The organism is Streptomyces sp. KL116D, assembly GCF_030766975.1.
GTDB lineage: Bacteria > Actinomycetota > Actinomycetes > Streptomycetales > Streptomycetaceae > Streptomyces > Streptomyces longispororuber_A.
In genome coordinates this window covers 97,187-116,417 of sequence record NZ_JASERH010000108.1, presented here as the reverse complement: position 1 = coordinate 116,417, position 19,231 = coordinate 97,187, and the positions used below count along the sequence as shown (strand labels likewise).

Annotated in this window: 29 protein-coding genes and 4 pseudogenes; 19 read left to right on the top strand and 14 right to left on the bottom strand. The window is 67.7% G+C overall.

Annotated features, from left to right (window positions below; all coding sequences use genetic code 11):
• Window positions 1-296: 296 nt before the first annotated feature.
• The 3 genes from RBJ77_RS42175 to RBJ77_RS42165 all read left to right on the top strand — a co-directional run bounded on the left by RBJ77_RS42175 (window position 297) and on the right by RBJ77_RS42165 (window position 1,472).
• Window positions 297-509: a hypothetical protein gene (locus RBJ77_RS42175; protein ID WP_372349818.1), complete on the top strand. Its 213-nt coding sequence runs from the start codon at window positions 297-299 to the stop codon at window positions 507-509.
• Between the two features lie 175 nt (window positions 510-684).
• Window positions 685-1,017: an SDR family NAD(P)-dependent oxidoreductase gene (locus tag RBJ77_RS42170; RefSeq protein WP_372349817.1), complete on the top strand. Its 333-nt coding sequence runs from the start codon at window positions 685-687 to the stop codon at window positions 1,015-1,017.
• Between the two features lie 14 nt (window positions 1,018-1,031).
• The gene (locus RBJ77_RS42165; RefSeq protein WP_372349851.1) at window positions 1,032-1,472 is read left to right on the top strand and encodes an SDR family NAD(P)-dependent oxidoreductase; all 441 of its coding nucleotides are present in this window, start codon (window positions 1,032-1,034) and stop codon (window positions 1,470-1,472) included.
• A 162-nt stretch (window positions 1,473-1,634) separates the two neighbouring features.
• Here the strand turns inward: RBJ77_RS42165 and RBJ77_RS42160 are convergent, their stop codons facing one another.
• Window positions 1,635-2,270: a TetR family transcriptional regulator gene (locus RBJ77_RS42160; RefSeq protein ID WP_372349816.1), complete on the bottom strand. Its 636-nt coding sequence runs from the start codon at window positions 2,268-2,270 to the stop codon at window positions 1,635-1,637.
• A 582-nt stretch (window positions 2,271-2,852) separates the two neighbouring features.
• Here RBJ77_RS42160 and RBJ77_RS42155 point away from each other — a divergent pair.
• Window positions 2,853-3,329 (top strand): glycoside hydrolase family 3 N-terminal domain-containing protein, encoded by a 477-nt coding sequence (locus tag RBJ77_RS42155; protein WP_372349815.1) that lies wholly within the window; start codon window positions 2,853-2,855, stop codon window positions 3,327-3,329.
• A 160-nt stretch (window positions 3,330-3,489) separates the two neighbouring features.
• Window positions 3,490-4,728, top strand: a complete 1,239-nt coding sequence (locus tag RBJ77_RS42150) for a glycoside hydrolase family 3 C-terminal domain-containing protein (RefSeq protein WP_372349814.1) — start codon at window positions 3,490-3,492, stop codon at window positions 4,726-4,728.
• A gap of 621 nt (window positions 4,729-5,349) precedes the next feature.
• Here the strand turns inward: RBJ77_RS42150 and RBJ77_RS42145 are convergent.
• Window positions 5,350-5,499 (bottom strand): hypothetical protein, encoded by a 150-nt coding sequence (locus tag RBJ77_RS42145; protein ID WP_372349813.1) that lies wholly within the window; start codon window positions 5,497-5,499, stop codon window positions 5,350-5,352.
• Between the two features lie 367 nt (window positions 5,500-5,866).
• On the opposite strand from RBJ77_RS42145, the gene RBJ77_RS42140 reads away from it, so the two are divergent.
• The 3 genes from RBJ77_RS42140 to RBJ77_RS42130 all read left to right on the top strand — a co-directional run bounded on the left by RBJ77_RS42140 (window position 5,867) and on the right by RBJ77_RS42130 (window position 7,318).
• On the top strand, window positions 5,867-5,995 hold the full coding sequence (locus tag RBJ77_RS42140; protein WP_372349812.1) for a hypothetical protein: 129 nt from the start codon (window positions 5,867-5,869) through the stop codon (window positions 5,993-5,995).
• A gap of 143 nt (window positions 5,996-6,138) precedes the next feature.
• Window positions 6,139-6,894, top strand: coding sequence for an MFS transporter (locus RBJ77_RS42135; protein ID WP_372349811.1), 756 nt, complete (start codon window positions 6,139-6,141; stop codon window positions 6,892-6,894).
• A gap of 19 nt (window positions 6,895-6,913) precedes the next feature.
• Window positions 6,914-7,318 (top strand): MFS transporter, encoded by a 405-nt coding sequence (locus RBJ77_RS42130; protein ID WP_372349810.1) that lies wholly within the window; start codon window positions 6,914-6,916, stop codon window positions 7,316-7,318.
• On the opposite strand, the gene RBJ77_RS42125 is transcribed toward RBJ77_RS42130, so the two are convergent.
• The 11 genes and pseudogenes from RBJ77_RS42125 to RBJ77_RS42075 form a co-directional block, all read right to left on the bottom strand.
• On the bottom strand, window positions 7,237-7,602 hold the full coding sequence (locus RBJ77_RS42125; RefSeq protein WP_372349850.1) for a hypothetical protein: 366 nt from the start codon (window positions 7,600-7,602) through the stop codon (window positions 7,237-7,239). The genes RBJ77_RS42130 and RBJ77_RS42125 overlap by 82 nt on opposite strands.
• A 284-nt stretch (window positions 7,603-7,886) precedes the next feature.
• Window positions 7,887-8,099 (bottom strand): annotated as a pseudogene (locus RBJ77_RS42120) (transketolase C-terminal domain-containing protein); the annotation flags it as partial.
• 374 nt (window positions 8,100-8,473) lie between these two features.
• Window positions 8,474-8,716 (bottom strand): hypothetical protein, encoded by a 243-nt coding sequence (locus RBJ77_RS42115; RefSeq protein WP_372349809.1) that lies wholly within the window; start codon window positions 8,714-8,716, stop codon window positions 8,474-8,476.
• The gene (locus tag RBJ77_RS42110) at window positions 8,713-9,360 is read right to left on the bottom strand and encodes a thiamine pyrophosphate-dependent dehydrogenase E1 component subunit alpha (protein WP_372349808.1); all 648 of its coding nucleotides are present in this window, start codon (window positions 9,358-9,360) and stop codon (window positions 8,713-8,715) included. The genes RBJ77_RS42115 and RBJ77_RS42110 overlap by 4 nt, the downstream gene beginning before the upstream one ends.
• Window positions 9,360-9,614: a thiamine pyrophosphate-dependent enzyme gene (locus RBJ77_RS42105; RefSeq protein WP_372349807.1), complete on the bottom strand. Its 255-nt coding sequence runs from the start codon at window positions 9,612-9,614 to the stop codon at window positions 9,360-9,362. The genes RBJ77_RS42110 and RBJ77_RS42105 overlap by 1 nt, the downstream gene beginning before the upstream one ends.
• A gap of 95 nt (window positions 9,615-9,709) precedes the next feature.
• The gene (locus RBJ77_RS42100) at window positions 9,710-10,123 is read right to left on the bottom strand and encodes an FAD-binding protein (RefSeq protein ID WP_372349849.1); all 414 of its coding nucleotides are present in this window, start codon (window positions 10,121-10,123) and stop codon (window positions 9,710-9,712) included.
• Between the two features lie 181 nt (window positions 10,124-10,304).
• Window positions 10,305-10,610, bottom strand: a pseudogene (locus RBJ77_RS42095) (FAD-binding protein); the annotation flags it as partial.
• Window positions 10,601-11,413: an FAD-binding protein gene (locus RBJ77_RS42090; RefSeq protein WP_372349806.1), complete on the bottom strand. Its 813-nt coding sequence runs from the start codon at window positions 11,411-11,413 to the stop codon at window positions 10,601-10,603. The gene RBJ77_RS42090 and the pseudogene RBJ77_RS42095, both read right to left, overlap by 10 nt.
• Before the next feature lie 139 nt (window positions 11,414-11,552).
• Window positions 11,553-12,367: pseudogene (locus RBJ77_RS42085) on the bottom strand (SRPBCC family protein); the annotation flags it as partial.
• Window positions 12,364-12,552, bottom strand: a complete 189-nt coding sequence (locus RBJ77_RS42080; RefSeq protein ID WP_372349848.1) for a Rieske 2Fe-2S domain-containing protein — start codon at window positions 12,550-12,552, stop codon at window positions 12,364-12,366. The pseudogene RBJ77_RS42085 and the gene RBJ77_RS42080, both read right to left, overlap by 4 nt.
• Window positions 12,549-12,782 (bottom strand): Rieske 2Fe-2S domain-containing protein, encoded by a 234-nt coding sequence (locus tag RBJ77_RS42075; protein ID WP_372349805.1) that lies wholly within the window; start codon window positions 12,780-12,782, stop codon window positions 12,549-12,551. Before RBJ77_RS42075 ends, RBJ77_RS42080 begins: the two co-directional genes overlap by 4 nt.
• Before the next feature lie 1,226 nt (window positions 12,783-14,008).
• Here RBJ77_RS42075 and RBJ77_RS42070 point away from each other — a divergent pair.
• The 11 genes and pseudogenes from RBJ77_RS42070 to RBJ77_RS42020 all read left to right on the top strand — a co-directional run bounded on the left by RBJ77_RS42070 (window position 14,009) and on the right by RBJ77_RS42020 (window position 18,778).
• Window positions 14,009-14,350, top strand: coding sequence for an AMP-binding protein (locus RBJ77_RS42070; RefSeq protein ID WP_372349847.1), 342 nt, complete (start codon window positions 14,009-14,011; stop codon window positions 14,348-14,350).
• Window positions 14,351-14,869: 519 nt separating this feature from the next.
• Window positions 14,870-15,097, top strand: a complete 228-nt coding sequence (locus RBJ77_RS42065; protein ID WP_372349804.1) for a hypothetical protein — start codon at window positions 14,870-14,872, stop codon at window positions 15,095-15,097.
• 532 nt (window positions 15,098-15,629) lie between these two features.
• On the top strand, window positions 15,630-16,097 hold the full coding sequence (locus tag RBJ77_RS42060) for an AMP-binding protein (RefSeq protein WP_372349803.1): 468 nt from the start codon (window positions 15,630-15,632) through the stop codon (window positions 16,095-16,097).
• A gap of 200 nt (window positions 16,098-16,297) precedes the next feature.
• Window positions 16,298-16,525, top strand: a complete 228-nt coding sequence (locus tag RBJ77_RS42055) for a hypothetical protein (RefSeq protein ID WP_372349802.1) — start codon at window positions 16,298-16,300, stop codon at window positions 16,523-16,525.
• A 107-nt stretch (window positions 16,526-16,632) separates the two neighbouring features.
• The gene (locus tag RBJ77_RS42050) at window positions 16,633-16,866 is read left to right on the top strand and encodes an acyl-CoA dehydrogenase family protein (protein ID WP_372349801.1); all 234 of its coding nucleotides are present in this window, start codon (window positions 16,633-16,635) and stop codon (window positions 16,864-16,866) included.
• 136 nt (window positions 16,867-17,002) lie between these two features.
• Window positions 17,003-17,236, top strand: coding sequence for an acyl-CoA dehydrogenase family protein (locus RBJ77_RS42045; protein ID WP_372349800.1), 234 nt, complete (start codon window positions 17,003-17,005; stop codon window positions 17,234-17,236).
• 177 nt (window positions 17,237-17,413) lie between these two features.
• Window positions 17,414-17,602, top strand: a complete 189-nt coding sequence (locus RBJ77_RS42040) for an acyl-CoA dehydrogenase family protein (protein ID WP_372349799.1) — start codon at window positions 17,414-17,416, stop codon at window positions 17,600-17,602.
• Between the two features lie 424 nt (window positions 17,603-18,026).
• Window positions 18,027-18,158, top strand: coding sequence for a hypothetical protein (locus RBJ77_RS42035; RefSeq protein ID WP_372349798.1), 132 nt, complete (start codon window positions 18,027-18,029; stop codon window positions 18,156-18,158).
• 8 nt (window positions 18,159-18,166) lie between these two features.
• Window positions 18,167-18,256, top strand: a pseudogene (locus tag RBJ77_RS42030) (hypothetical protein); the annotation flags it as partial.
• Entirely contained in the window at window positions 18,241-18,498 is a 258-nt protein-coding gene (locus RBJ77_RS42025) for an OB-fold domain-containing protein (protein ID WP_372349846.1), read from the top strand. The pseudogene RBJ77_RS42030 and the gene RBJ77_RS42025, both read left to right, overlap by 16 nt.
• A 109-nt stretch (window positions 18,499-18,607) precedes the next feature.
• Complete coding sequence (locus RBJ77_RS42020) at window positions 18,608-18,778, top strand: hypothetical protein (RefSeq protein WP_372349854.1); 171 nt, start codon at window positions 18,608-18,610, stop codon at window positions 18,776-18,778.
• Between the two features lie 25 nt (window positions 18,779-18,803).
• Here RBJ77_RS42020 and RBJ77_RS42015 read toward each other — a convergent pair whose 3' ends face one another.
• Window positions 18,804-18,932, bottom strand: coding sequence for a hypothetical protein (locus tag RBJ77_RS42015; protein WP_372349797.1), 129 nt, complete (start codon window positions 18,930-18,932; stop codon window positions 18,804-18,806).
• Window positions 18,933-19,231 lie beyond the last annotated feature (299 nt).

The window sequence follows — 19,231 nt, the reverse complement described above, 5'->3', positions numbered from 1 at the left end:
GAGCACATTCCTCCGCGGAGACACCTCTTCCAGATCGTCGCGGGCGGCCACGACGCATCGATCGACGACCTGCTCTCGGACCGGTCGTACTACGGACTGTCTCCGGCGGCGACGTTTGCTTACGGGGGCCTGGACGATGACGAGCTGCTTCAGAAGGACTTGACGGCGCTGGGCGCGACCCTGGACCGTGTGCTCGCCTTCGACGTGCTCGCTGACCAGCTCGTGCGGCGCCTGGCCGGGAGGCGTGTGTGCCGGGACTGCGGACTGACTCAGATCGACGCTCCTGTCGGCGGCGGATGCCGGGAGTGCGACGGCGCCCTCCAGCAGCGAGTCGACGACCGAGAGGAGACGAGTATCTCGACCGCCTGGGCGTCTACGTCGAGCAGACGGAACCGCTGCTGGTCTGGTACGAGGTCCGTTCTCTGCTGAGCCGGGTGGACGCCGTCGGAGCCGTCGCGGACGTGACGGGCCGGACGCTCGCCGCACTCCGGGCCGCCGCGACGGAATGACCTGGACACCAACCGCTTTCGCGCCGGTGCCTTTCTCGGATTCATCTCGCCCTGGATGCACGCACCGGAACCGAGCGGACGCTGATGTCGTCGCCATGACACGACGCCTCTGGACTCCGAATCGCCGAGTGGTCCAGACATGATCCATGCAGCAAACGGGCAGAAAGGAACTCCAGTGAAGATTGAGCAAGGCCAGGTCGCGGTCATTACTGGCGGCGCGAGCGGTATCGGTTGCGCCATCGCTGAGGCGCTGGGCCCGCGCGGAGTGAAGCTCGTACTGGCCGATATCCGGGACGAGGAACTGAAGGCGGCCGGCAAAACCCTGAGATCCACCGGGAGCGATGTTCTGACGGTGCGCACCGACGTCACCGACGCCGATGCGGTCCAGGCCTTGGCCGACAAGACCGTCGAGCACTTCGGCCGTGTCGACCTGGTCTTCAACAACGCAGGCGTCGTGGTGCCGAACGTGCCCATGTGGAGCAGGAGCCAACCCACTGGAAGTGGCTGATCGACATTAAGCTCATGGGCGTGGTGCACGGCGTACGCGCCTTCGCTCCGCTGCTTGTCAAGCAGGAGTCGGGACACATCGTCAATACCGCCTCGTTCGGAGGCCTGATGCCCCTGCCCGGCATGACTCCTACAACGCCACCATGCATGCGGTGGTGGGTGTCTACCGAGACGCTCGATGCAGAACTGAAGGCCGTCTCTCCTGCGCTCGGCGCCACGGTGCTGTGTCCCGGCCTGGTCGCCACGCCGCTGCACAGCAACTCCGAACAGCTGCGCTCGGCGAGCTCCTCCGACGGGGTGGCCTCCGCCGCACCGCACAAGAAGCGAGCCGCACAGGGCGTTCCACCCCAGGAGATCGCCGAAGGAACGATCGAGGCGATCGAGGCCGGACGGGTCCACGCGATCCTCGGCGGTGGCGGAGCGAGATGTCCGCAGGCGAGCGGAGTCCGTGATTAGCGATCAGATGGCCGTCAGCGGTCCCTGACCCGCTGTCCGCGCGGTGACCGGTTCACCCGGGAACTGACAGCGCCCCCTGGCAGCGAGCGCATCTGCGCTCGCCGCCAGGGGCGCTGCTGTGCTTGTCCAGGCGCCACCCCGCCCGTTGACCGCGGTCGACGATCAAGGCGAAGTCTCCACCGGCCTCTGGCGGTCACCGTCAGGTGTGTTCAGTAGCAGTGTCCAGACATAGTCGAGTTGATCCACCATGTCGATCTCGGAGTCGTACATCCACTGGGTCTGTAGGCCGTCGAGCAGTGCAAAGAGCATGACTGCAGAGCCGGTCGGGGTCCAAGGCGGAAGGGAGGGAGCCGTCGGCCTGGTGCTGCCGGATCGAGGCTGTCGCCGCAGAACGGAACTTGGCGTAGCGGTCACGGAAGTATGTGTGGGCCACGTGCTCGGGCTCGGCCGCTTCGGAGGAGAAGCGTGAGTAGAGCTGGACGAGCCCCGGAACTTCGGCATTGTGGCGTGCCAGCGTGGTGAACGCGCGTGGCAGGTCGGCCAGTGTGGGTCGGCCTGAGTCGTGCTCCACGCCGAGCACTTGCTCGTCGACCTCGCCGCGGCGGCGCAGGATCTCGACGAAGAGCTGTTCCTTGCGCCGAAGTAGTGCAGCAACCCGGTCTGGCTGAGTCCTACCGCTTGGGCGATCTCGCGCACGGTCGTGCGGCTGTATCCCACCCGGGCCACGAGGTCGAGAGCGGTGCTGAGGATCTCTTCACGCTTGGCGATGCCCTTCGCGCACGAACCACGTTGTGCCATGGACAGGACTCTACGGCACCGGAAGTTTCCTGGTGAGACCCCTTGCAGGCAAAAACCGAACGGCATACTGTGATGTGGTCGGTGAGATGGCCTTCCTGCAGCGAGGGTCGTCTTTCGCTGTCCCTTCCTGACGAGGGGCTCCCGACACCGAGGGTGGGGGTGGGCCGCATCGAGGCAGTGCGGCCCACGGCCCGGCCCGCGCACCACCGGCCCACGCACGCGTCTTCGCACGCCGCGAGCCGCTTCCGTTCCGTCGTTTCCGGCACCGCCGTACCGGCAGAGCGCATCGCTCTACCCTGAGGAGATTTCCGTGACCACGCACGACCCCGCTTCCCTGTCCGTGTCGGAGCAGGCCGCCCTGGGCAGCGGCGCCGACTTCTGGAGTACGAGGCAGGTCGGTAACGTTCTCCCTGGTGCTCGCCGACGGCCCCCATGGCGTGCGCCGCCAGGTCGGCGCCAGCGATCACCTCGGCATCGCTGGCAGCGAGCCCGCCACCCGCTTCCCGCCCGCTGTCGGTCTCGGTCAGAGCTGGGACGCGGAACTGACCGAACAGGTGGGCGCGGCGCTGGGCGCGGAGAGCCGTGCCCTCGGCGTCGACGTGCTGCTCGGCCCCGGTATCAACATCAAGCGGACCCGCGGTGCGGCCGCAATTTCGAGTACTTTCCGAGGACCCGCACCTGTCCGGCCGGCTCGCCGCGTCTTGGGTGAACGGAGTGCAGGGCACGGGTGTGGGCACGTCGCTGAAGCACTTCGCTGCCAACAACACCGAGCACGACCGGATGCGCTCCAGCTCCGACATCGCCCCGCGCCCACTGCGCGAGATTTATCTGCGTGCCTTCCAACACGTGGTGCAGAAGGCGCGGCCGTGGACGGTGATGTGCTCGTACAACCGGGTCAACGGCATCCACGCCTCAGAGAACCACTGGCTGCTCACGAAGGTGCTGCGGGACGAGTGGGGCTTCGACGGGGCCGCGGTGAGCGACTGGGGCGCGGTCGTCGATCGCGTCAGGGCAGTGGTGGCGGGCCTCGACCTGGAGATGCCCGGTGGCGGCCAGTGACACCGACCAGCAGTGGTCGTCGACGCGGTCGAGGCGGGCGAGCTGGACGCGGACATCGTCGCGCAGGCGGCCGCCCGCACCATCGCGCTCGCCGCCGCGAAGGCTGAGGCGGGACAGGGCCGCGCCGCCCACCGCGTTCGACGCCGAGACGCACCACTCTGTGGCTCGACAGGTCGCGGCGCACCGCGTCGTACTGCTGAAGAACGACCCGGTCGGTGAGCGGCCGGTACTGCCGCTCGACGAGGGACGCTCCCTCGCCGTCATCGGCGAGTTCGCGCAGACCCCGCGCTACCAGGGCGGCGGTAGCTCGCACGTGAATCCCACCCGCGTCGACATCCCCCTCGAGGAGATCCGCGCCCTCGCAGGCGACGGCGTCACGTACGCGCCCGGTTTCACCACGGACGGCAGCGGGGACGCCGCCGCCCTGAGGGGCGAGGCTGCCCGCACCGCCGCCGCGGCCGAGACAGCGGTCGTCTTCTTGGGCCTCGCCGCCCACCAGAGTCCGAGGCTTCGACCGCGAGAACATCGAAATCCCGTGGAACAGCTGGAGACGCTGGCTGAGGTAGTCCGTGCCCAGCCGCGCACCGCCGTGGTCCTCTCGCACGGCGGCGCCCTGCGCTTGGCGCCGGTCGCCGACCTCGCTCCGGCTGTCTTCGACGGCGCACTCCTCGGCCAGGCCGGCGGCGGTGCGATCGCCGACGTGCTGTTCGGCCTTGTCAGCCCGTCCGCGCGGCTGACCGAGACCGTGCCCATGCGGATCCAGGACACTCCCGCCTACCTGGACTTCCCTGGCGAGCACAGCCATGTCGCTTACGGCGAGGGCCTGTTCGTGGGCTACCGCTGGTACGACGCCCGCGAGATCCCTGTCACCTTCCCCTTCGGCCACGGGCTGTCCTACACCTCGTTCGCCTACGCCGACCTCCAACTCGCCGCAGACGACCAGGGCATTACCGCGCGTGTCACCGTCACTCAACACCGGCGAACGTTCCGGACGCGAAATCGTCCAGTTCTACGTCGCCAAGCCGGACTCCTCGGTGACTCGACCGGTCCAGGAGCTCAGGCCCACGCGGTGGTCGACCTCGCGCCTGGGGAGAGTGAGCGAGTGCGTGTGCTGATCGAGCGCGAGGACCTGGCGTACTGGGACATCCGCGGTGAGCGCTGGGTCGTTGAAGGCGGCGACTACGAGGTGCGCGCCGCCGCCTCCAGCCGCGACATCCGTTCGGCGGCCACCGTGGAGGTGACCGGCGACGAGTTCGTCCTGCCGCTCACACCGAGTTCGACGTTGGGCGAGGTCGCTGGCCGTGCCTGGCGCCGCCGAGGTACTGAGCACGCTGATGCCGATGCCGGAGGGCGTCGCCGACAGCGACGTCCTCGGCGGCATCGACATTGCCAGAGATGATGGCCTCCATTCCGGTCCGCCGACTGCTCAGCTTCACCGGCGGCGCGTTCACTCTCGATGACCTCGATAAGGTCCTCGCTCGGCTCAACGCAGGCCGCCCCTGACGGTCACGGTCGGCCTGCGCCGCCTCAGGCCGGGCCTCTTCCTGACACCCCACATGCACTCCTGGGCCCCGTTCACGCGCCGCCGGCTTCCGCCAGACCTCTTTGCTCCCTCGATCCCACACATCCAGAATCTCAGGAGTCCCACTATGCGAGCACGTCGCGCCGCTCTCCTCGGCGCCATCACCGTGGCCTCGTCCCTGGCCCTGGTCACACCCACACTTGCCGTCGCCCTCGTCACAACCCGGGCGGCCGAGCAGAGTTGCACCTGCCGTCCGGCGAGTCCACGGTCAGCATCAGCAGCGGCGGAGTGCGGCGCACGGCGATCGTCTACCGACCCGCCGATGCTCGACGGCAGTGCACTGCCTGTCCATCTGACTCTGCACGGCAGTTCGAGCCGCGCCTCGAACAGGTACTGGTCAGCGGCATCGAGAAGTCCGCCGACCGGCACAGCTTCCTGGCGGTCGCTCCCCAGGGATCATGCCGATGGACCGCGGATACCAGTGGAATGTCCCCGGCGTCACCGGTGCTCGGAGGCCCCGACGACGAGCGGTTCTCGACCGACCTGCTCGACGATCTCGCCGCCCGTGGCTGTGCGGAACGACACCAGGTACTCGCCACTGGCTATTCCGGCGGTGGCCGCATGGTCTCCCAGTACGCCTGCGACCATCCCGACCGGGTCAGTGCCGTCGCACCCGTATCGGGACTCCGCGCCGGGACCCCGGCCACCGACGACAGCGGCGCCACCGTCCCGGCCTCAGGGACCTGCACTCCGAAGCAGCCCGTCCCCGTTCTCACCTTCCACGGAACGGCCGACCCGGTGAACCCCTACGACGGCGGCGGCTCGCCGTACTGGGGCTATGGCACCCCCACCGCCCTCGCTCAGTGGGCCGAGAACGACCACTCGCCGCAAGAGGCCGACCACGACCCGTGTCTCCGAGCACGTCGACAGGATCTCGTACCAGGCCTGTCGTGGCGGCTCCGAGGTTGCACTCTTCCGAGTCAGGGGCGACGGCCACACCTGGCCCGGAACGGACGTGGACTTCGGTGCGCTCGGGCCGGTCACCCACGAGATCAACGCGACAGAACTGGCCTGGCAGTTCTTCCTGAACCACCGCAGCAACCGCGCCGACCTGCCTGCAGCGCAGGGGCGATTGACCAGCTGAGGCTGCTGTTCCCTTCCCTTCCTCCGGCACGACAACGAGGTCGTCGCGACACATGCACCCCCTGGTCCCGAGCCGATCGCCCCCGCCGAAGTCCCCGCAGGCAAGACTCGTGTGCCGGGCGAACGCCGCCTCTCACCGGTCTGATGGCCAACAGCGTCGCTCTCTACGCTGTCTACGGCGCTGTTCCCGCGATCCTCCTCGCGAATCTCGTCGCCGACGTGGACCCTCACAACAAGTCCACCTCTCTCGGCGTCATCAGCGCGGTCGGCGCGTTCGGCGCCATGCTCGCCAACCCCATCGCCGGCGCACTCTCGGACCGCACCTATGGCCGCTTCGGCCGACGCGCGCCCTGGATGGCCGGTGGTGCCCTGCTTGGCGGGCTCTCCCTCATAGCGGTCGGCCTCGGCAACAACTTGCTGTGGATCGGCGTCGCCTGGACTTTCGCTGCAGGTCGCCTCAACGGCCTGCAAGCACCTCTGACCGCCGTCATCCCCGACCGCACCCCTGAACACCGGCGCGGTGTCTTCTCCTCCGCCGCCGGCCTGGCGCAGATGCTCGGTGGGATCGTGGGCACGGCAGTCGCGGCTGCCTTTGCCCACGCGCTCGGCCTCGGCTTCGCCTTCTTCGGTGTCCTCGTCGTCGTCGGCACGGCGGTCTTCCTGCTCCTCAACAAGGAGCCCGCCGCCTCCGCCCCGGAAGGCGAACCGTTCCGCTGGAAGACCTTCCTCGCCGGATTCTGGGTCAGTCCCCGCCAACACCCCGACTTCGCCTGGGCGTTCCTCGGTCGCTTCCTGCTGATTCTCGGCTACTACGTCGTCTACTCGTACCAGCTGTACATCCTCGACGACTACCTGGGCCTGACCCGCGATCGCGCCAACGAGCTGTGGTGCCGCTGCTGAGTGTGGCGATGCTGCCCGAATGATCGTGATGATCGTCGTGTCCGGCCCGTGGTCCGACCGCGTCGGACGCCGCAAGCCCTTTGTCATCGCCTCCAGCCTGGGCATGTGCGTCGCCCCCGCCATGCCGTTCGTCTTCCACAGTGAAGCGTCGATGTTCGCGTATTCGATCGTCAGCGGCTGTGCGTTCGGGATGTACATGGCCGTCGACACCGCCTCTGATGACGCAGGTACTGCCCAGGCCCGACGATGCGGCCAAGGACATGGGGTCCTCAACGTCGCCAACGCACTGCCGCAGGCCCTGGCTCCCGCAGTCGCCGCGGCGGTCATCGCGGTCCTCGGCGGCTACAGTGCGCTGTTCGTCGTCGGCGTCGTCCTAGTGGCCTTCGGTGCGCTGAGCATCCTGCCCATCCGAACGGTGCGCTGAGCACCCGACGCGGGAGCCCGCCGGACAACCGGGGGCTCCCTCGCCGCGAGATGACTACGGAGAGCTCTGCCCTTCCTCTCCGTAGTCCGTTGCACTCGGTGCTGCACGGACACCGTGTGCTGGCGGCTTCCCTGTAAGAGCAGGAAGCGAGCTAGCTGGGCGTGATTTTCGCCAGAACCTCGCCCACCTTGTGAGGAGGTGTCCTCCTCGCCAATCAAGTGGATGGTTCCTGCGGCTGGGGACTCGATCTCGTGCTCCACCTTGTCTGTGGACATCGAGTAGATGGGCTGTCGGACTCAACGGTGTCGCCATCCGCGACGAGCCACTCCGCCAACTCGCCCTCCTGCATGGTGAGTCCGAGCTTGGGGAGTTTGACCAGGACGACCACTCCGCTCATGACACCGACTTCCTGATCGCACTCTCCACGTCGGAGATCTTGTACAGGTACTCCTCCTCCAGTGCCCTGGAGAACGGCACGGGGCTGTTCACCGAGGTGACCCGAACCACAGGGGAGTGCAGCTGGCCAAGCAGTTCCTCGCCGATCCGCGCGGAGACTCTGGGCGCCCACGCCGAACTGGCCGACCGCCTCGTGGACGATGACGGCACGTCCGGTGGACGCCACCGATGCCAGGACGGTCTCCTCGTCCAACGGAGAGATGGTGCGGAGGTCGATGACTTCCACGCTGATCCCGTCGTCGGCCAGCTTCTCGGCCAGCTCCAGGACCTGGCCCACTGGTCGGCCATAGGTGATCACGGAGACGTCGCTGCCCTGTCTGGCCACATGGGCCTTGCCCGGGGAATGCGCAGCCCCGGCTCCGGGGCGCGCCCTTCGTCCAGTAGAGCTGCGTGTGCTCGACGCACACGCAGGGGTCGTCGTCCTCGATGCAGGACAGCAGCAGCCCCTTGGCCTCGGCAGGGAGGAGGGCACCACGACCTTGAGCCCCGGCACGTGGGCGAGCTTTCAGGCCTCCAACATGTCCGAATGCTGGCCGCCGGTGCCGCCGCCTGCCCCCGATGGCCGTGCGGATGGTCAGCGGAACTCCTGTGAGTCCGCCGGACATGAAGCGGAGCTTGGCCGCGTGGTTCACCAGCTGGTCGAGGCCGAGCGTGATGAAGTTCATCAGCATGATCTCGGCGACCGGACGCATGCCGGCGCTACCGCGGCACCGACGGCGGTGCCGACGATCGCTTGCTCCGAGATCGGAGTCGAACGGACCCGCTCGGTGCCGTACTGGTGGCGAGACCCGAGGTGACCTTGAAGGTCCCTCCGCCCTCCCGGTCGGCGACGTCCTCGCCGAGAAGGAAGACGGAGCTGTCGGTCGCCATGGCTTCGTCGAGGGCCATCGTGCAGCCCTGCTGGAACGAGATCTTCTTGCTGCGTTGGCTGCGGTCGGTCACGCGGGCACCTCTTCGCGGTAGACATCCAGGCGGAGCTCCTCCGGACCGGGGTAGGGGCTCTCCGTGGCGAACTCCACGGCACCCTCCACCTGTGCCGCGATGTCGCCCTCCATGGCGAGCAACTGCTCCTCGGTGGCCAGACCGCGTTCCTTCAGCAGCGCGCGGAGCGCGGGCACCGGGTCGGCCTCCAGAGCCTTGTCGTACTCCCCGCGGTCCATGTAGGCGCCCGGGTCACCGAAGTAGTGACCCATGAAGCGGTACGTGACCGCTTCGACAAGCGTCGGACCACCCCCGGACCTGGCCCGCTCCACGGCGGCTGTGAACGCGTCGAGTGACTCCTGTGGATCATTGCCGTTAACCGTCACGCCGGGCATCCCGTAACCGGCGGCCCGGTCCGCGATGTGCTCGGCGGTCGTGCCATGGGCGTATGCGGTGGACTCGGCGTACAGGTTGTTCTGGCAGACGAAGACGATGGGCAGCTTCCACAGCGAGGCGAGGTTGAGCGACTCGTGGAAGGCGCCGATGTTGCTGGCTCCGTCACCGAAGCAGACCACCGTGACGCGGCCGTCCTTGCGGAGGTCCGACGAGGTGGCAAGGCCCACGCCGATCGGCAGTCCGCTGCCGACGATGCCGGTAGTGACCATTACACCGGTTTCGGGGTGCGTGACGTGCATGGGGCCGCCCTGCCCTTGCAGGCTCCCGTGGCCTTGCCGAAGATCTCCGCGAACAGCAGCTCGAGGGGCATGCCCTTGGCGATCTGGTCATGCATGCCGCGGTACGTGGTGACCAGGTAGTCCTCGTCGCGGACACCTGCGTGTGACAGGGACGCAGCGAGGATCTCCTGCTCCACGCGGCGAGTAGTAGGCCGCAGCGAGTTCACCGGAGGTGAGCATGCCACGAAGCCGTTCGTCAGCGCGGTGGATCAGGGCGGCAGTGCGGTAGATCTCGACGAGCGGTGAGCCGTTCGGTACTGCGGGCGAAGCGTCTGTCGACTCAGGCAACGGAGGTACTCCTTGCGGTGGTGTCGATCATGTGGTGGGTGGCCACCCAACCGAAGATGAAGGAGGCGGCGACGCTGGCCCCGGCACCTGTGTAGGTGTGGCCCGTGATAGCGGCCGTACAGTTGCCGGTCGCGTACAGGCCGGGGATCGGCGCGCCGTCCTCCCGGAGCACCCGGGCATGCTCGTCCGTGATCAGTCCTCCGGAGGTGCCGACGTCGCCCGGGTAGATCTCGACGCCGTAGAAGGGAGGCTTGGTGAGCGGTGCCACACAGGGGTTCGGCCTGACCGTGGGGTCGCCGTAGTAGCGGTCGTAGGCCCGGTCCCCCTTGTGGAACTCGGGGTCCTTGCCGTGTGCCGCCGCAGCGTTGTACTGCTCCACGGTGGCGCGCAGCCCCTCGGGGTCGATGCCGCACTGGGCCGCCGAGGCCCTCCACGGTGTTGTCCTTCTTCATGTAGCTCGAGGTGATCCACTTGCGCGGCGTAATGCCGCCGGGCGTCATTCCCCACAGATGGCGCTGCCGGTTGTTCGAATCCATGATGAACCAGCTGGGGACCGCTCCGACCTTCTGGTGGCGCGCGTACATCGCCTGTCCCACCTCCATGTAGGAGGCGGCCTCGTTGACGTACCGGGTACCCGAGGCGTCGACCATCATGGAGTACGGCTTCGAGCGCTCGTAGACGGAGAACAGCGGCGACCGTCTGGAAGGATCGACGAGGGCGCCCACCAGGCCTCGTCCATGAGGTCCACCGCTCCGCCGTGCCGCACTGGCGACCTCGATGATTTCGCCGGTGTCGCCCTCGTTCGCGGAGGTCCATGCGGTGGAGGCGGGTTTCGGGCCCCACTGTTCGCGCATGGTCGCGTTGTGTGCGAAGCCACCCGAGTTCAGCAGCACTCCGTTGCGCGCCCGGACCTCTGATGCGGCGGCCGTCCCGCTCGGCCAGCACGCCGACCACACGGCCGTCCTCGACGACGAGGTCGACCGCGGGTGTTCGTCCAGATGGGAACTTCGGCCCGTAGTGCGGCCAGCAGCATCCAGCCCTGCAGGGCCGCCCCGGAACCGCGCAGGTCGCGCCCCGTGACCTTCGCGGAGATCGCACGCGCGACCACCTTGGCGGCCGTGATCACCGATTTCAGGGTGCGGGGCGCCAGGGACATCGGCGCGACTTCACTGGTGTAGAGCGGAATGGGCGGGATGTCGATGCGGGCCCGGAACTTGGCGCGCCAAGGCCCGAGTTGATGGACATCGAACAGCTCGGCCTCGAGCGAGCGGCTGCGCGCCTTGCCGCCGGGCGGCTCGTCGTAGTAGTCCGAGTAGCCCTCGCAGTGGCGGAGAGGGACGCCGTGCTCCAGCAGGAATTCCGTCATCGGTTCGACGGCGTTCAAGAAGGCCTCGACGCGTGCCTGGGAGGTCGCGGGCCCGGCGTCGCCGACCGATGCGGCGAAGTAGCGCCGGGCGTCGTCAAGGCTGTCGCGGACACCCGCGCGCCGGGACACCGGGTTGTTCGGCAGCCAGATGATGCCGCCGGACATGGCGGTGGACCCGCCGACCACATCGGTCTTCTCCAGCACAAGAGGCTGCAGCCCGCCCCGTCTCGCCGTCAGCGCGGCGCACAGTGACCCGCCACCACTGCCCACCACGACGAGATCGGAGACCGCGTCCCAGCCTGCCTCGGTATCGGTCGCAAGTTCCGTCATCGACGCACCTCCGCCTTCGTCCGTCCACCTGCCGCTCGGCCTTGACTCTCGTGCCCCGCGCCGGAGGAATGTCGTTGTAGTAGTACTCGTGCAGCACTCTGTGCAGATTGCTGATCGCCACCTCTTGCTTCGGGCTGGGCCGGGAGCCAGGAAAGCCCCGGGACTTCATGCCCTGCTGGACGGCGGCGAGGTTCTCGAAGTCCTGCTCAAGGATCCGTCCCCAACTGTCGCTGTCGCGCCAGTCGTTGTAGAACTCCCTCTTGAGCTCGGGCTCCGCGCCCGGTGCGTAGCGCATGAGCGACCAGACGTCGAAGACGCAGCTGTCGGGTCGGCGCCGTTCGGGCGGGCTCGATACCACAGGGCCCCGTCCGGGTACGGCAGAACGATGAGGTTGGGGAAGATGTGCCAGTCTGGCCGGCGCGGATGAGGTTCTCCGCGGAGAGCTTGGGCCAGCCAGCGCCTTCCTTCTCCGCCTCCTCGGCGGCGAAAGCCATGAGCGCCCCCATCACCCGCGCACCGTCGGCGCCGTCCGCCTCGTCGAGGTCCGTCATGAGGCGGTGTGCGGCGGTGACGTCGCGAGGCGTCCAGATCGCCTTGAGCCGCTTCTCCATCAACTCCAGGAAGGTGACCACACCCGGCCGCAGGTCCTTCGGGAACGGCTGCCCCAGCCGCCGGGAGGGCGCTCCCAGGGGCCGGTTGTCCTCCGCCCCCGTGAAGGTGGAGTGCTTGCCGCGAGGCTGCTGCTGCGGGTCTGGTCGTCGGTGTTCCGCAGCAGCTGGGGTGGGTGGTCTGGACGTGGTAGCCCTCATTGAAGGCTTCGAGCGCGGTCTTCCAGTTGCAGGGCAGTACGACGGTCTTGTACCACGCGGAAGCGAAACTTCTCGAACTCGAACGGGTCGAACACCTCGGGCACGGGTGCGAGGTAGTCGCGCAGGGGCTCGGCGTCGGGTTCATGGTGATGAAGACGAACCCGCCCCAGGTGTCGACCCGGGGCTCCTTGAGCCGCAGAGCGCGTCGTTGCTGATCCGGTCGCCCCAGTCCTGCGGGTCCACCACCTCGCGGACGCTGCCGTCCAGGTTCCAACGCCAGCCGTGGTAGCGGCAGAAGAAGTGCTGGGCGGTGCCGCAGCCCTCGGTCAGCCTCGGCGGCGGTGCTGACAGGCGTTGTAGTAGGCCTTGATCTCGCCCGTGGCCAGGCGGATCACGATGATGGATTCGTCCGCGACATCGAAGGTTACGAAGTTCCCGGCTTTGGGGATCTCCTCCTCGCGGCAGGCGACCTGCCATACGTCCGGCCAGAGACGCTCCTTCTCCAGTGCGACATAGCGGGGATCGATGTAGTCGTCCTTCGGTACGAGGTCTTCTTGCACAGGGCAGTCCGGTGGATGCGTGGGTAGTCCGGGCTGTGGTTCCTCTTGCTGCTCCCGGAAGGCAGGGAGTCGACTGCAGTCATCGTGACGTCCCTTCCGCGGCTCAGGCCCTCAGGGCTTCGCTCTCCTGAGGGAGGTCGATCTTGTATGCAGGCGAGCGGGAGATCCCGCGCCCTGCATATCCCTGGTGTCCGCGCCGGCGTCCGTCGCACAGCCTCGGGCATCAAGGCCACAAGCAGGGTTGCGTGAGAAACTCAATGAGTTATATCTATATCCGAATCTAGCTCTTTGCAATAGGCTGCCACGGCGGATTAACGAGTTCGATGCCGCGCCTCTGTTGCTCTGGGCGCGCTTGCGTGCGCACGACCTCGTGGGCACCCGAACCCGCATCTACAGGAGGCGACATTGCCGCATCGTCTGTCCGATGAAACCTCACTTTCCGAAGCGCACTGGCCGGCTGACACTGGGCCGGAGCTGTGGAGAACAGTGGGGGATTGCTGTTGCGCAACGCCGAGGCTCACCCGACCGGCCAGCGATCCAAGTTCTCAGACGGGGCAGATCTGGACCGCCTGACCAGCGGACTCAGGCGGAGCGGGCAACACGGGCGGCGCACCGGATGCTGGAGCGTGTCGCCCCCGGTGAGAAGGTGGCAGTGTGGGGCGCCAACTCTGTGCCTTGGGTGGTGGCTCTCAATACGCCCGCGCATTGGCAGGCGTGGTGCTCGTACTTCGCCGAACACCTCACTCGCAGACGCGGAGTGCGGCCTGACCAGACGGCAGGGCTGGTGCGCGGTTGCTGCTTGCCTCGGATGGACCATCGCGGGCGGCCGCTGCTGGAGAGTGGCGCAGAAGCTGGCCTCGAGCCTTCCTGCAGCTCTCCGCCCGACCTTCGGCTCGGCTCCCTGGAGCAGGGGCGGCGCGTACCGCACGAGCCTGCCCGAGGTCTCCGCAGATGATCCTGCTGGTCCAGTACACCTCCGGCACCACGGCCGTCCTGCAAGGGCTGCCGTGCTCTCACACCTCGCGTGCGTCAACACCGCGCGTTTCGGCCTCGACCGGCAGCGCACCGGCGCGGAATATGAGGTCATCATGTGCTCACTGCTGCCGCTGCATCACGTCGGTGCCTCGGTGTGCGGGGTCCTGGTCATGAATGCGCGGGCACGCTGGTCACCGCGCCCCGCTTTGATGCCGACACTCTGCTGAGAGTGATGGAGCGGACCGACGACCATCCCGCTGGTCCCCACCATGGTGACCGACCTGCTGCGCCATCCGGATCTCGGCAGTTTCGACCTGAGCGCACTGCGAGTGGCGATGGGCGGCGGAGCGACCGTCTCGCGCACGTGGTCGAGGACTTCTGAGCGGGCGCTCGGCGTCCAACTGATCATCGGCTATGGCCAGTCCGAGAGCCCCGCTGCCTGCAAGCCACCGACACTATCGATGACAAGCCGGAGGACAGGCGCAGCGGCTCGGACGCCCCTCTCACCGCGTGAGATGAAAATCGGCCGCTGCGGGCACTGGGCTCAGCTCGCGGCGCTGGGAGCCGGCGAACTGCTGATCCGTCCCCTCTGAACATGGCCGGCCACGCCACGACATGCCTCAGGAGACCGCGTCCGTCATCGACGAGGACGGCTGGTTGAGCACGGGGACATGTGCAGCATGGACGAGCGCGGGATGATCACTTTTCACGGGCGGACACGTGAAGTGATCGCCTCGTGGCGGCGAGAACGCAGAACCCGCGAGAGGTCGAGGAAGTCCTGGAGCGGCATCCGGACGTCGTGACCGCTGTGGTGGTCGGACTGGCGGATCCGCGGCCTCGGAGAGTCCGAGGCCGCCAGCGTCCAGCTGCGCGCCGGTGCGCGGAAGCGGACTGCTGCGACTTGCAGGAGTACGCGCGGCGCGCAGCCTCGCATCGTTCAAGGTTCCCCGGAGTTGGCAGTTCGTCGTCGAGTTCCCCATGACCGGGTCCGGAAAGGTCCGGCGTGGCGAGGTGCGTTCGGGGTTTGTCGCGACGGACCACGCCTGACGCGGACGACGACATCGCGTCGAGCCGCGCTCCGGGTCGGCGTGCCATGGGCAGGGAGGGCAGGAGTGGCCGACACCGGGGCCGGTGAAGACGCGTGGAGCTACGTCCCTGAGCAGCTCAGGGTCCGCTACGACAAGGAACTCGTTTCCATCCCGAACGCCGTACGCGTGGCGGCACGGCGGTACGGGGACACGGAGGCCGTGGTCGACGGCGCTCTGCGCCTGACCTTCGCCGAGCTCGAGGACGCGATGGTGTCCGTCGTCCGGGCGATGTCGGCGCTCGGCGTGACGTGAGGGCAGACCGTGTCGCAGTCTGGGCCCTGAACAGTGCGCGCTGGATACTGGCCGCCCTCGGAGTGCACGGAGCCGGTGCCGCCTCTGGTGCCCGTGAACACACGGCTCACCGCGGGTGCAGCGGCCACGTACTCGAACGCAGCGCGAAGGCGCTCGTCACCGTCACCGACTTCCTCGCACGACTACCCGGGAATGCTCCGCGAGGCACAGCTTGTGCCCGAACTACTGGAGTCGGGGCGGGTGGTCACCGCTCCGGCCCGGCCGGGCCGGGCCGGCTGTCCTGGAGGAGTTCATCGCGTCCGGCGAGGACGCGGACGCCGCGGAGGCTCAGCGTTCCATTGACGCGGTGTCCGCGGACGATCTATCGGACATCATGTTCACCTCAGGGACGACCGGGCGACCAAAGGCGTAATGCTGACGCATGGTCAATCACTGCGTGCACATGGCTGGTTCAGCAAAGTGCTGGACTTCCGCCACGGCGACCGCCACTCGTCATCCCGCCGTTCTTCCACACCTTCGGCTATAAGGGAGGATGGATGGCCTGCATCGTGCATGGGGTCACCGCTCTCCCCGAGGCGGTCTCTCGCCGGACGAGGTCCTGGACACGATCGAGCGAGAGCGCATCAGCGTAATTACGGGGCCGCCGACTCTCTTCCGGGACCTGCTCGACTCGCCCGCGAGCGACGGGACGCGATCTCTCCTCTCTCCGTGTGGCCCTGGCGGCATCCGCGGCCGTCGACCCCGCGCTGATGCGCCGGATCCGGACGAGCTGCGGGTGGAGATCACCACCAGCTCGTACGGCCTGACCGAAGCCACGTCGCTGACCACCACGACATATCCGACCGTGGACCCGTTCGAGACGCTGTGCTCGACGGTCGGTCGTGCGGCGCTTGACGTCGAGCCCAAAATCGTCGACGAGAAGGGCGCGGAAGTCCCGCCCGGCACGCCGGGCGAACTGCTGTGTCGGGGCTTCAACGTGATGCGGGGCTACTGGCAGTGACTCTGCCGCGACCGCCGCGGCGATCACCGCTGACGGCTGGCTGCACACCGGGATATCGCGACGAAGGACGAGCGGGGCTTCGTCCGTATCACCGACCGGAAGAAGGATGTCGTCCCCGTCGGCGGGTTCAACGTCTATCCCGCGGAGGTCGAACGCATCCTGGTGAACACTCCGGCCGTGGCGGCCGTCGCTGTGGTGGAGTGGTCGACGCGCGGCTCGGTGAGGTGCCTGCCGCCTTCATTGTGCTCAGGCCCGCCGCGTCGCTGTCCCCTGAGGCCTTGCTGGCGTGGGCGCGAGGCCGCATCGCCAACTTCAAGACGCCCAGGCACGCGGCGGTCGTGGCGGATCTCCCGCGCAACGCGAGCATGAAGGTTCTGAAGTCCCGACTGCGGGCGCGGGCGGCCGAGTTGTTCGCGCCGAAGGCGTAGCGCCGCCGGGCAGTCCGTGTTCGACCCCCGCTGGCGGTTCCCGAAGCCACCTGGCAGCAGATCTGCGCCCTCCCGACCCTAGCAGCTGATATAGTAAAAGTAGTTAGATGATTGATCGGCTGGAGGGGGTTGTTGTGGACTTCGGGCTTACTGACGAGCAGGAGATGCTGCGGGCGACAGCGCGCGACTTCGTACGGGACGTCCGCCCGGCGGAGAAGGCTAAGGAGTGGGACGAACAGGGCATCGTGCCGGCCGGCCTCTTCGAGGGGATGGCCGACATGGGCTGGTTCTCGCCGCCGTTCTCGGAGTGTGGAGGGTGGGGACGGTGGCGGGCCGCTTGAACTCATCGTCATCGCCGAGGAACTGCCGCGGCGAGCTTCGATGTCGCCATGTGCTACATCGGAGTCCTGATCCCCGGGCATCACGGTCTTCCGGTGGGGCAGCGAAGAGCAGAGGGCGCTCATCCGTGAGCGCGTGATGACGGGGCGGCACCGGCTCGCCGTCGGCCTGAGTGAGCCCGACAGCGGATCGGACGCCGCCGCGCTGCGCACGAGTGCCGAGGACAAGGGCGACCACTATGTGGTGCGCGGCCAGAAGGCCTGGTGCACGGGTGGCGGCCTCCCGGGGACCACGATCGCCACCTATGCGCGCACCGGCCCGCGCGAGCCCAAGCACGGCGGCATCAGCCTGCTGCTGCGACCCCGCCAGTGACGGGTGGCGGTCAAGCGGACGCCGACGCTGGCGCGCCACATCCTCGGTACGAACGAGGTGTTCTTCAATGATGTCGTCGTACCGAAGAAGAACCTCGTCGGGCCGCAGGATGAGGGCTGAAGGTCATGCTCTCCAATATCGAACTGGAGAAGGTGATCACTACCGGCGGCTACCTCGGTGCAGCGCAGGCCACCCTGGACGAGATGCTCGAGTACAGCGCGTACCCGCGAGGCCTTCGGGCGTCCGATCGGCAATTTCCAGTCGCTCGCGCACGCGATGGCGGATCTGCAGACCGAGATTGATTCCGCGCGACTGCTGGCCCATCGAGCCGCCCGCTCTGGCTCAGGGGAAGCCCTGCACTCGTGAGGCTCGATGGCGAAGCTCAAGGGGTCGGAGACCTATGCCGCGGCGGCGCGCCTGGGTATGCAGGTCTGTGCCGGTCACGGCTTCTCCACGGAGAGCGTGATGAGCTTCCGGTATCGCGAGTCCATCGTGGCCACTCATCTCCGGTGGTACCAGCCAGATCCAGCGCAACGGCATCGCTCGCAGCATGGGGCTGCGCACCTACTGACAGCCCGCCGGATTCCCCGGTGCGGGTTCCGTCTGGGGGTGAGCTGTGTAAATAGTTGACTTATTATCCTCTTAGTCGCACGATTTGAAGGTGCTGAGCCGTCGGCGACACGGACGGCCGCAACGGGGATCGACTCTTCGTACCCTCGCCCTCCGGCCGGACTCCCGTCCCGCTCGCCGCCTCTCTGAGGGTGGACTACGTCGCCGATGGCCTGCGCGTGTGACGGATCGGGTGTTCGGCATCCTCGGTGGCCGGGTCATGGCGCAGGAGGGCTGGGGCAACGGCTCCGTCGCGAGCTTCGAGTCCGCCCCTGTGGACGGCACCGTTTTCCTGTCCACTCCGAACCTCTAAGGAGCCTTGTGACGACACTCAAGCCGGTGGCCGAGGGCCTGTTCACCGAGTCCGCCGAGCGGCCGCAGCTGATCGGCTCCGCCTGCGGTGCCTGCGGGCTGGTCGACTTCCCGGCCGCCACGCACTGTCTGCGCTGCGGGCCACCGACCAACAGGCCAAGCAACTCGGCGACCGCGGGACGCTCTGGACCTTCACCACGCAGAACTTCCGCCCGCCGTCCCCTCCCTACGACGGCTCCGACACGGCGGACACCTTCCGCCCCTACGCACTGGGCTACATCGAGCTCCCGGGCGAACTCTCGTCGAGGCGCGCCTCACCGAGTCCGACCCGACGAAGCTGAAGATTGGGCAGCCGATGCGCATGACGCTGGTGCCCTACACCACCGACGCCCAAGGTGCCGAAGTCTTCACCTTTGCCTTCACTCCCGACACCGACGCACAGGAGGCGTGATGGAAGCCGCCATCATCGGGGTGGGCCTCCACCCCTTCGGGCGATTCCCCGGCAAGGCCGCCATGGACATGGGCGCGGACGCGGTGCGCCTCGCCCTCACGGACGCGGGTATCACTTGGCCGCAGGTACAGGCGGGCTTCATCGGCAGCCACGAGGTCTCCAACCCCTGACGCCATCGTGTGGGCCGTCTCGGCCTCACAGGGATCGCTCCGCGGCGTCTTCAACGGTGCGCGCGACCGCCGGCACGGCCGTCTCCATGGCGCCGCTCGCGCCATCGAGACCGGTGAGCACGACGTCACCATCGCGATCGGCATGGACAAGCACCCGCGGGGCGTTTCCTTCAGCCGCGGACCCCTCGGTGGCCGGGATCCCTCTAGCTGTACGGCCGAGACCGGACTCTTTCCCTCACCACCCACTACTTCGGGATGAAGATCAACCGGTACATGCATCGACCACGACATCTCCGAACGCACACTGGCCGAGGTGGCGTCGAAGAACCCTCGCAACGCGCAGTCCGACAACGAGCAAGGCCTGGCGCCGCACCCTGCCCAGCGTGGACGAGATCCTCGCGTCGCCCGTCCTCGACCACGCTGCTGTGCAGTTCATGTACTGCGGGCCCGACG

Bases quoted from the DNA above. Each gene is read 5' to 3' on its own strand.
- RBJ77_RS42160 (WP_372349816.1), bottom strand. From the start codon at position 2,270: ATGGCACAACGTGGTTCGTGCGCGAAGGGCATCGCCAAGCGTGAAGAG.
- RBJ77_RS42135 (WP_372349811.1), top strand. From the start codon at position 6,139: ATGGCCAACAGCGTCGCTCTCTACGCTGTCTACGGCGCTGTTCCCGCG.
- RBJ77_RS42165 (WP_372349851.1), top strand. From the start codon at position 1,032: ATGGGCGTGGTGCACGGCGTACGCGCCTTCGCTCCGCTGCTTGTCAAG.
- RBJ77_RS42110 (WP_372349808.1), bottom strand. From the start codon at position 9,360: ATGGTCACTACCGGCATCGTCGGCAGCGGACTGCCGATCGGCGTGGGC.
- RBJ77_RS42020 (WP_372349854.1), top strand. From the start codon at position 18,608: ATGGAAGCCGCCATCATCGGGGTGGGCCTCCACCCCTTCGGGCGATTC.
- RBJ77_RS42060 (WP_372349803.1), top strand. From the start codon at position 15,630: ATGGATGGCCTGCATCGTGCATGGGGTCACCGCTCTCCCCGAGGCGGT.
- RBJ77_RS42050 (WP_372349801.1), top strand. From the start codon at position 16,633: ATGATTGATCGGCTGGAGGGGGTTGTTGTGGACTTCGGGCTTACTGAC.
- RBJ77_RS42145 (WP_372349813.1), bottom strand. From the start codon at position 5,499: ATGGTCGCAGGCGTACTGGGAGACCATGCGGCCACCGCCGGAATAGCC.
- RBJ77_RS42090 (WP_372349806.1), bottom strand. From the start codon at position 11,413: ATGACGGAACTTGCGACCGATACCGAGGCAGGCTGGGACGCGGTCTCC.
- RBJ77_RS42130 (WP_372349810.1), top strand. From the start codon at position 6,914: ATGATCGTGATGATCGTCGTGTCCGGCCCGTGGTCCGACCGCGTCGGA.
- RBJ77_RS42175 (WP_372349818.1), top strand. From the start codon at position 297: ATGCCGGGAGTGCGACGGCGCCCTCCAGCAGCGAGTCGACGACCGAGA.
- RBJ77_RS42045 (WP_372349800.1), top strand. From the start codon at position 17,003: ATGACGGGGCGGCACCGGCTCGCCGTCGGCCTGAGTGAGCCCGACAGC.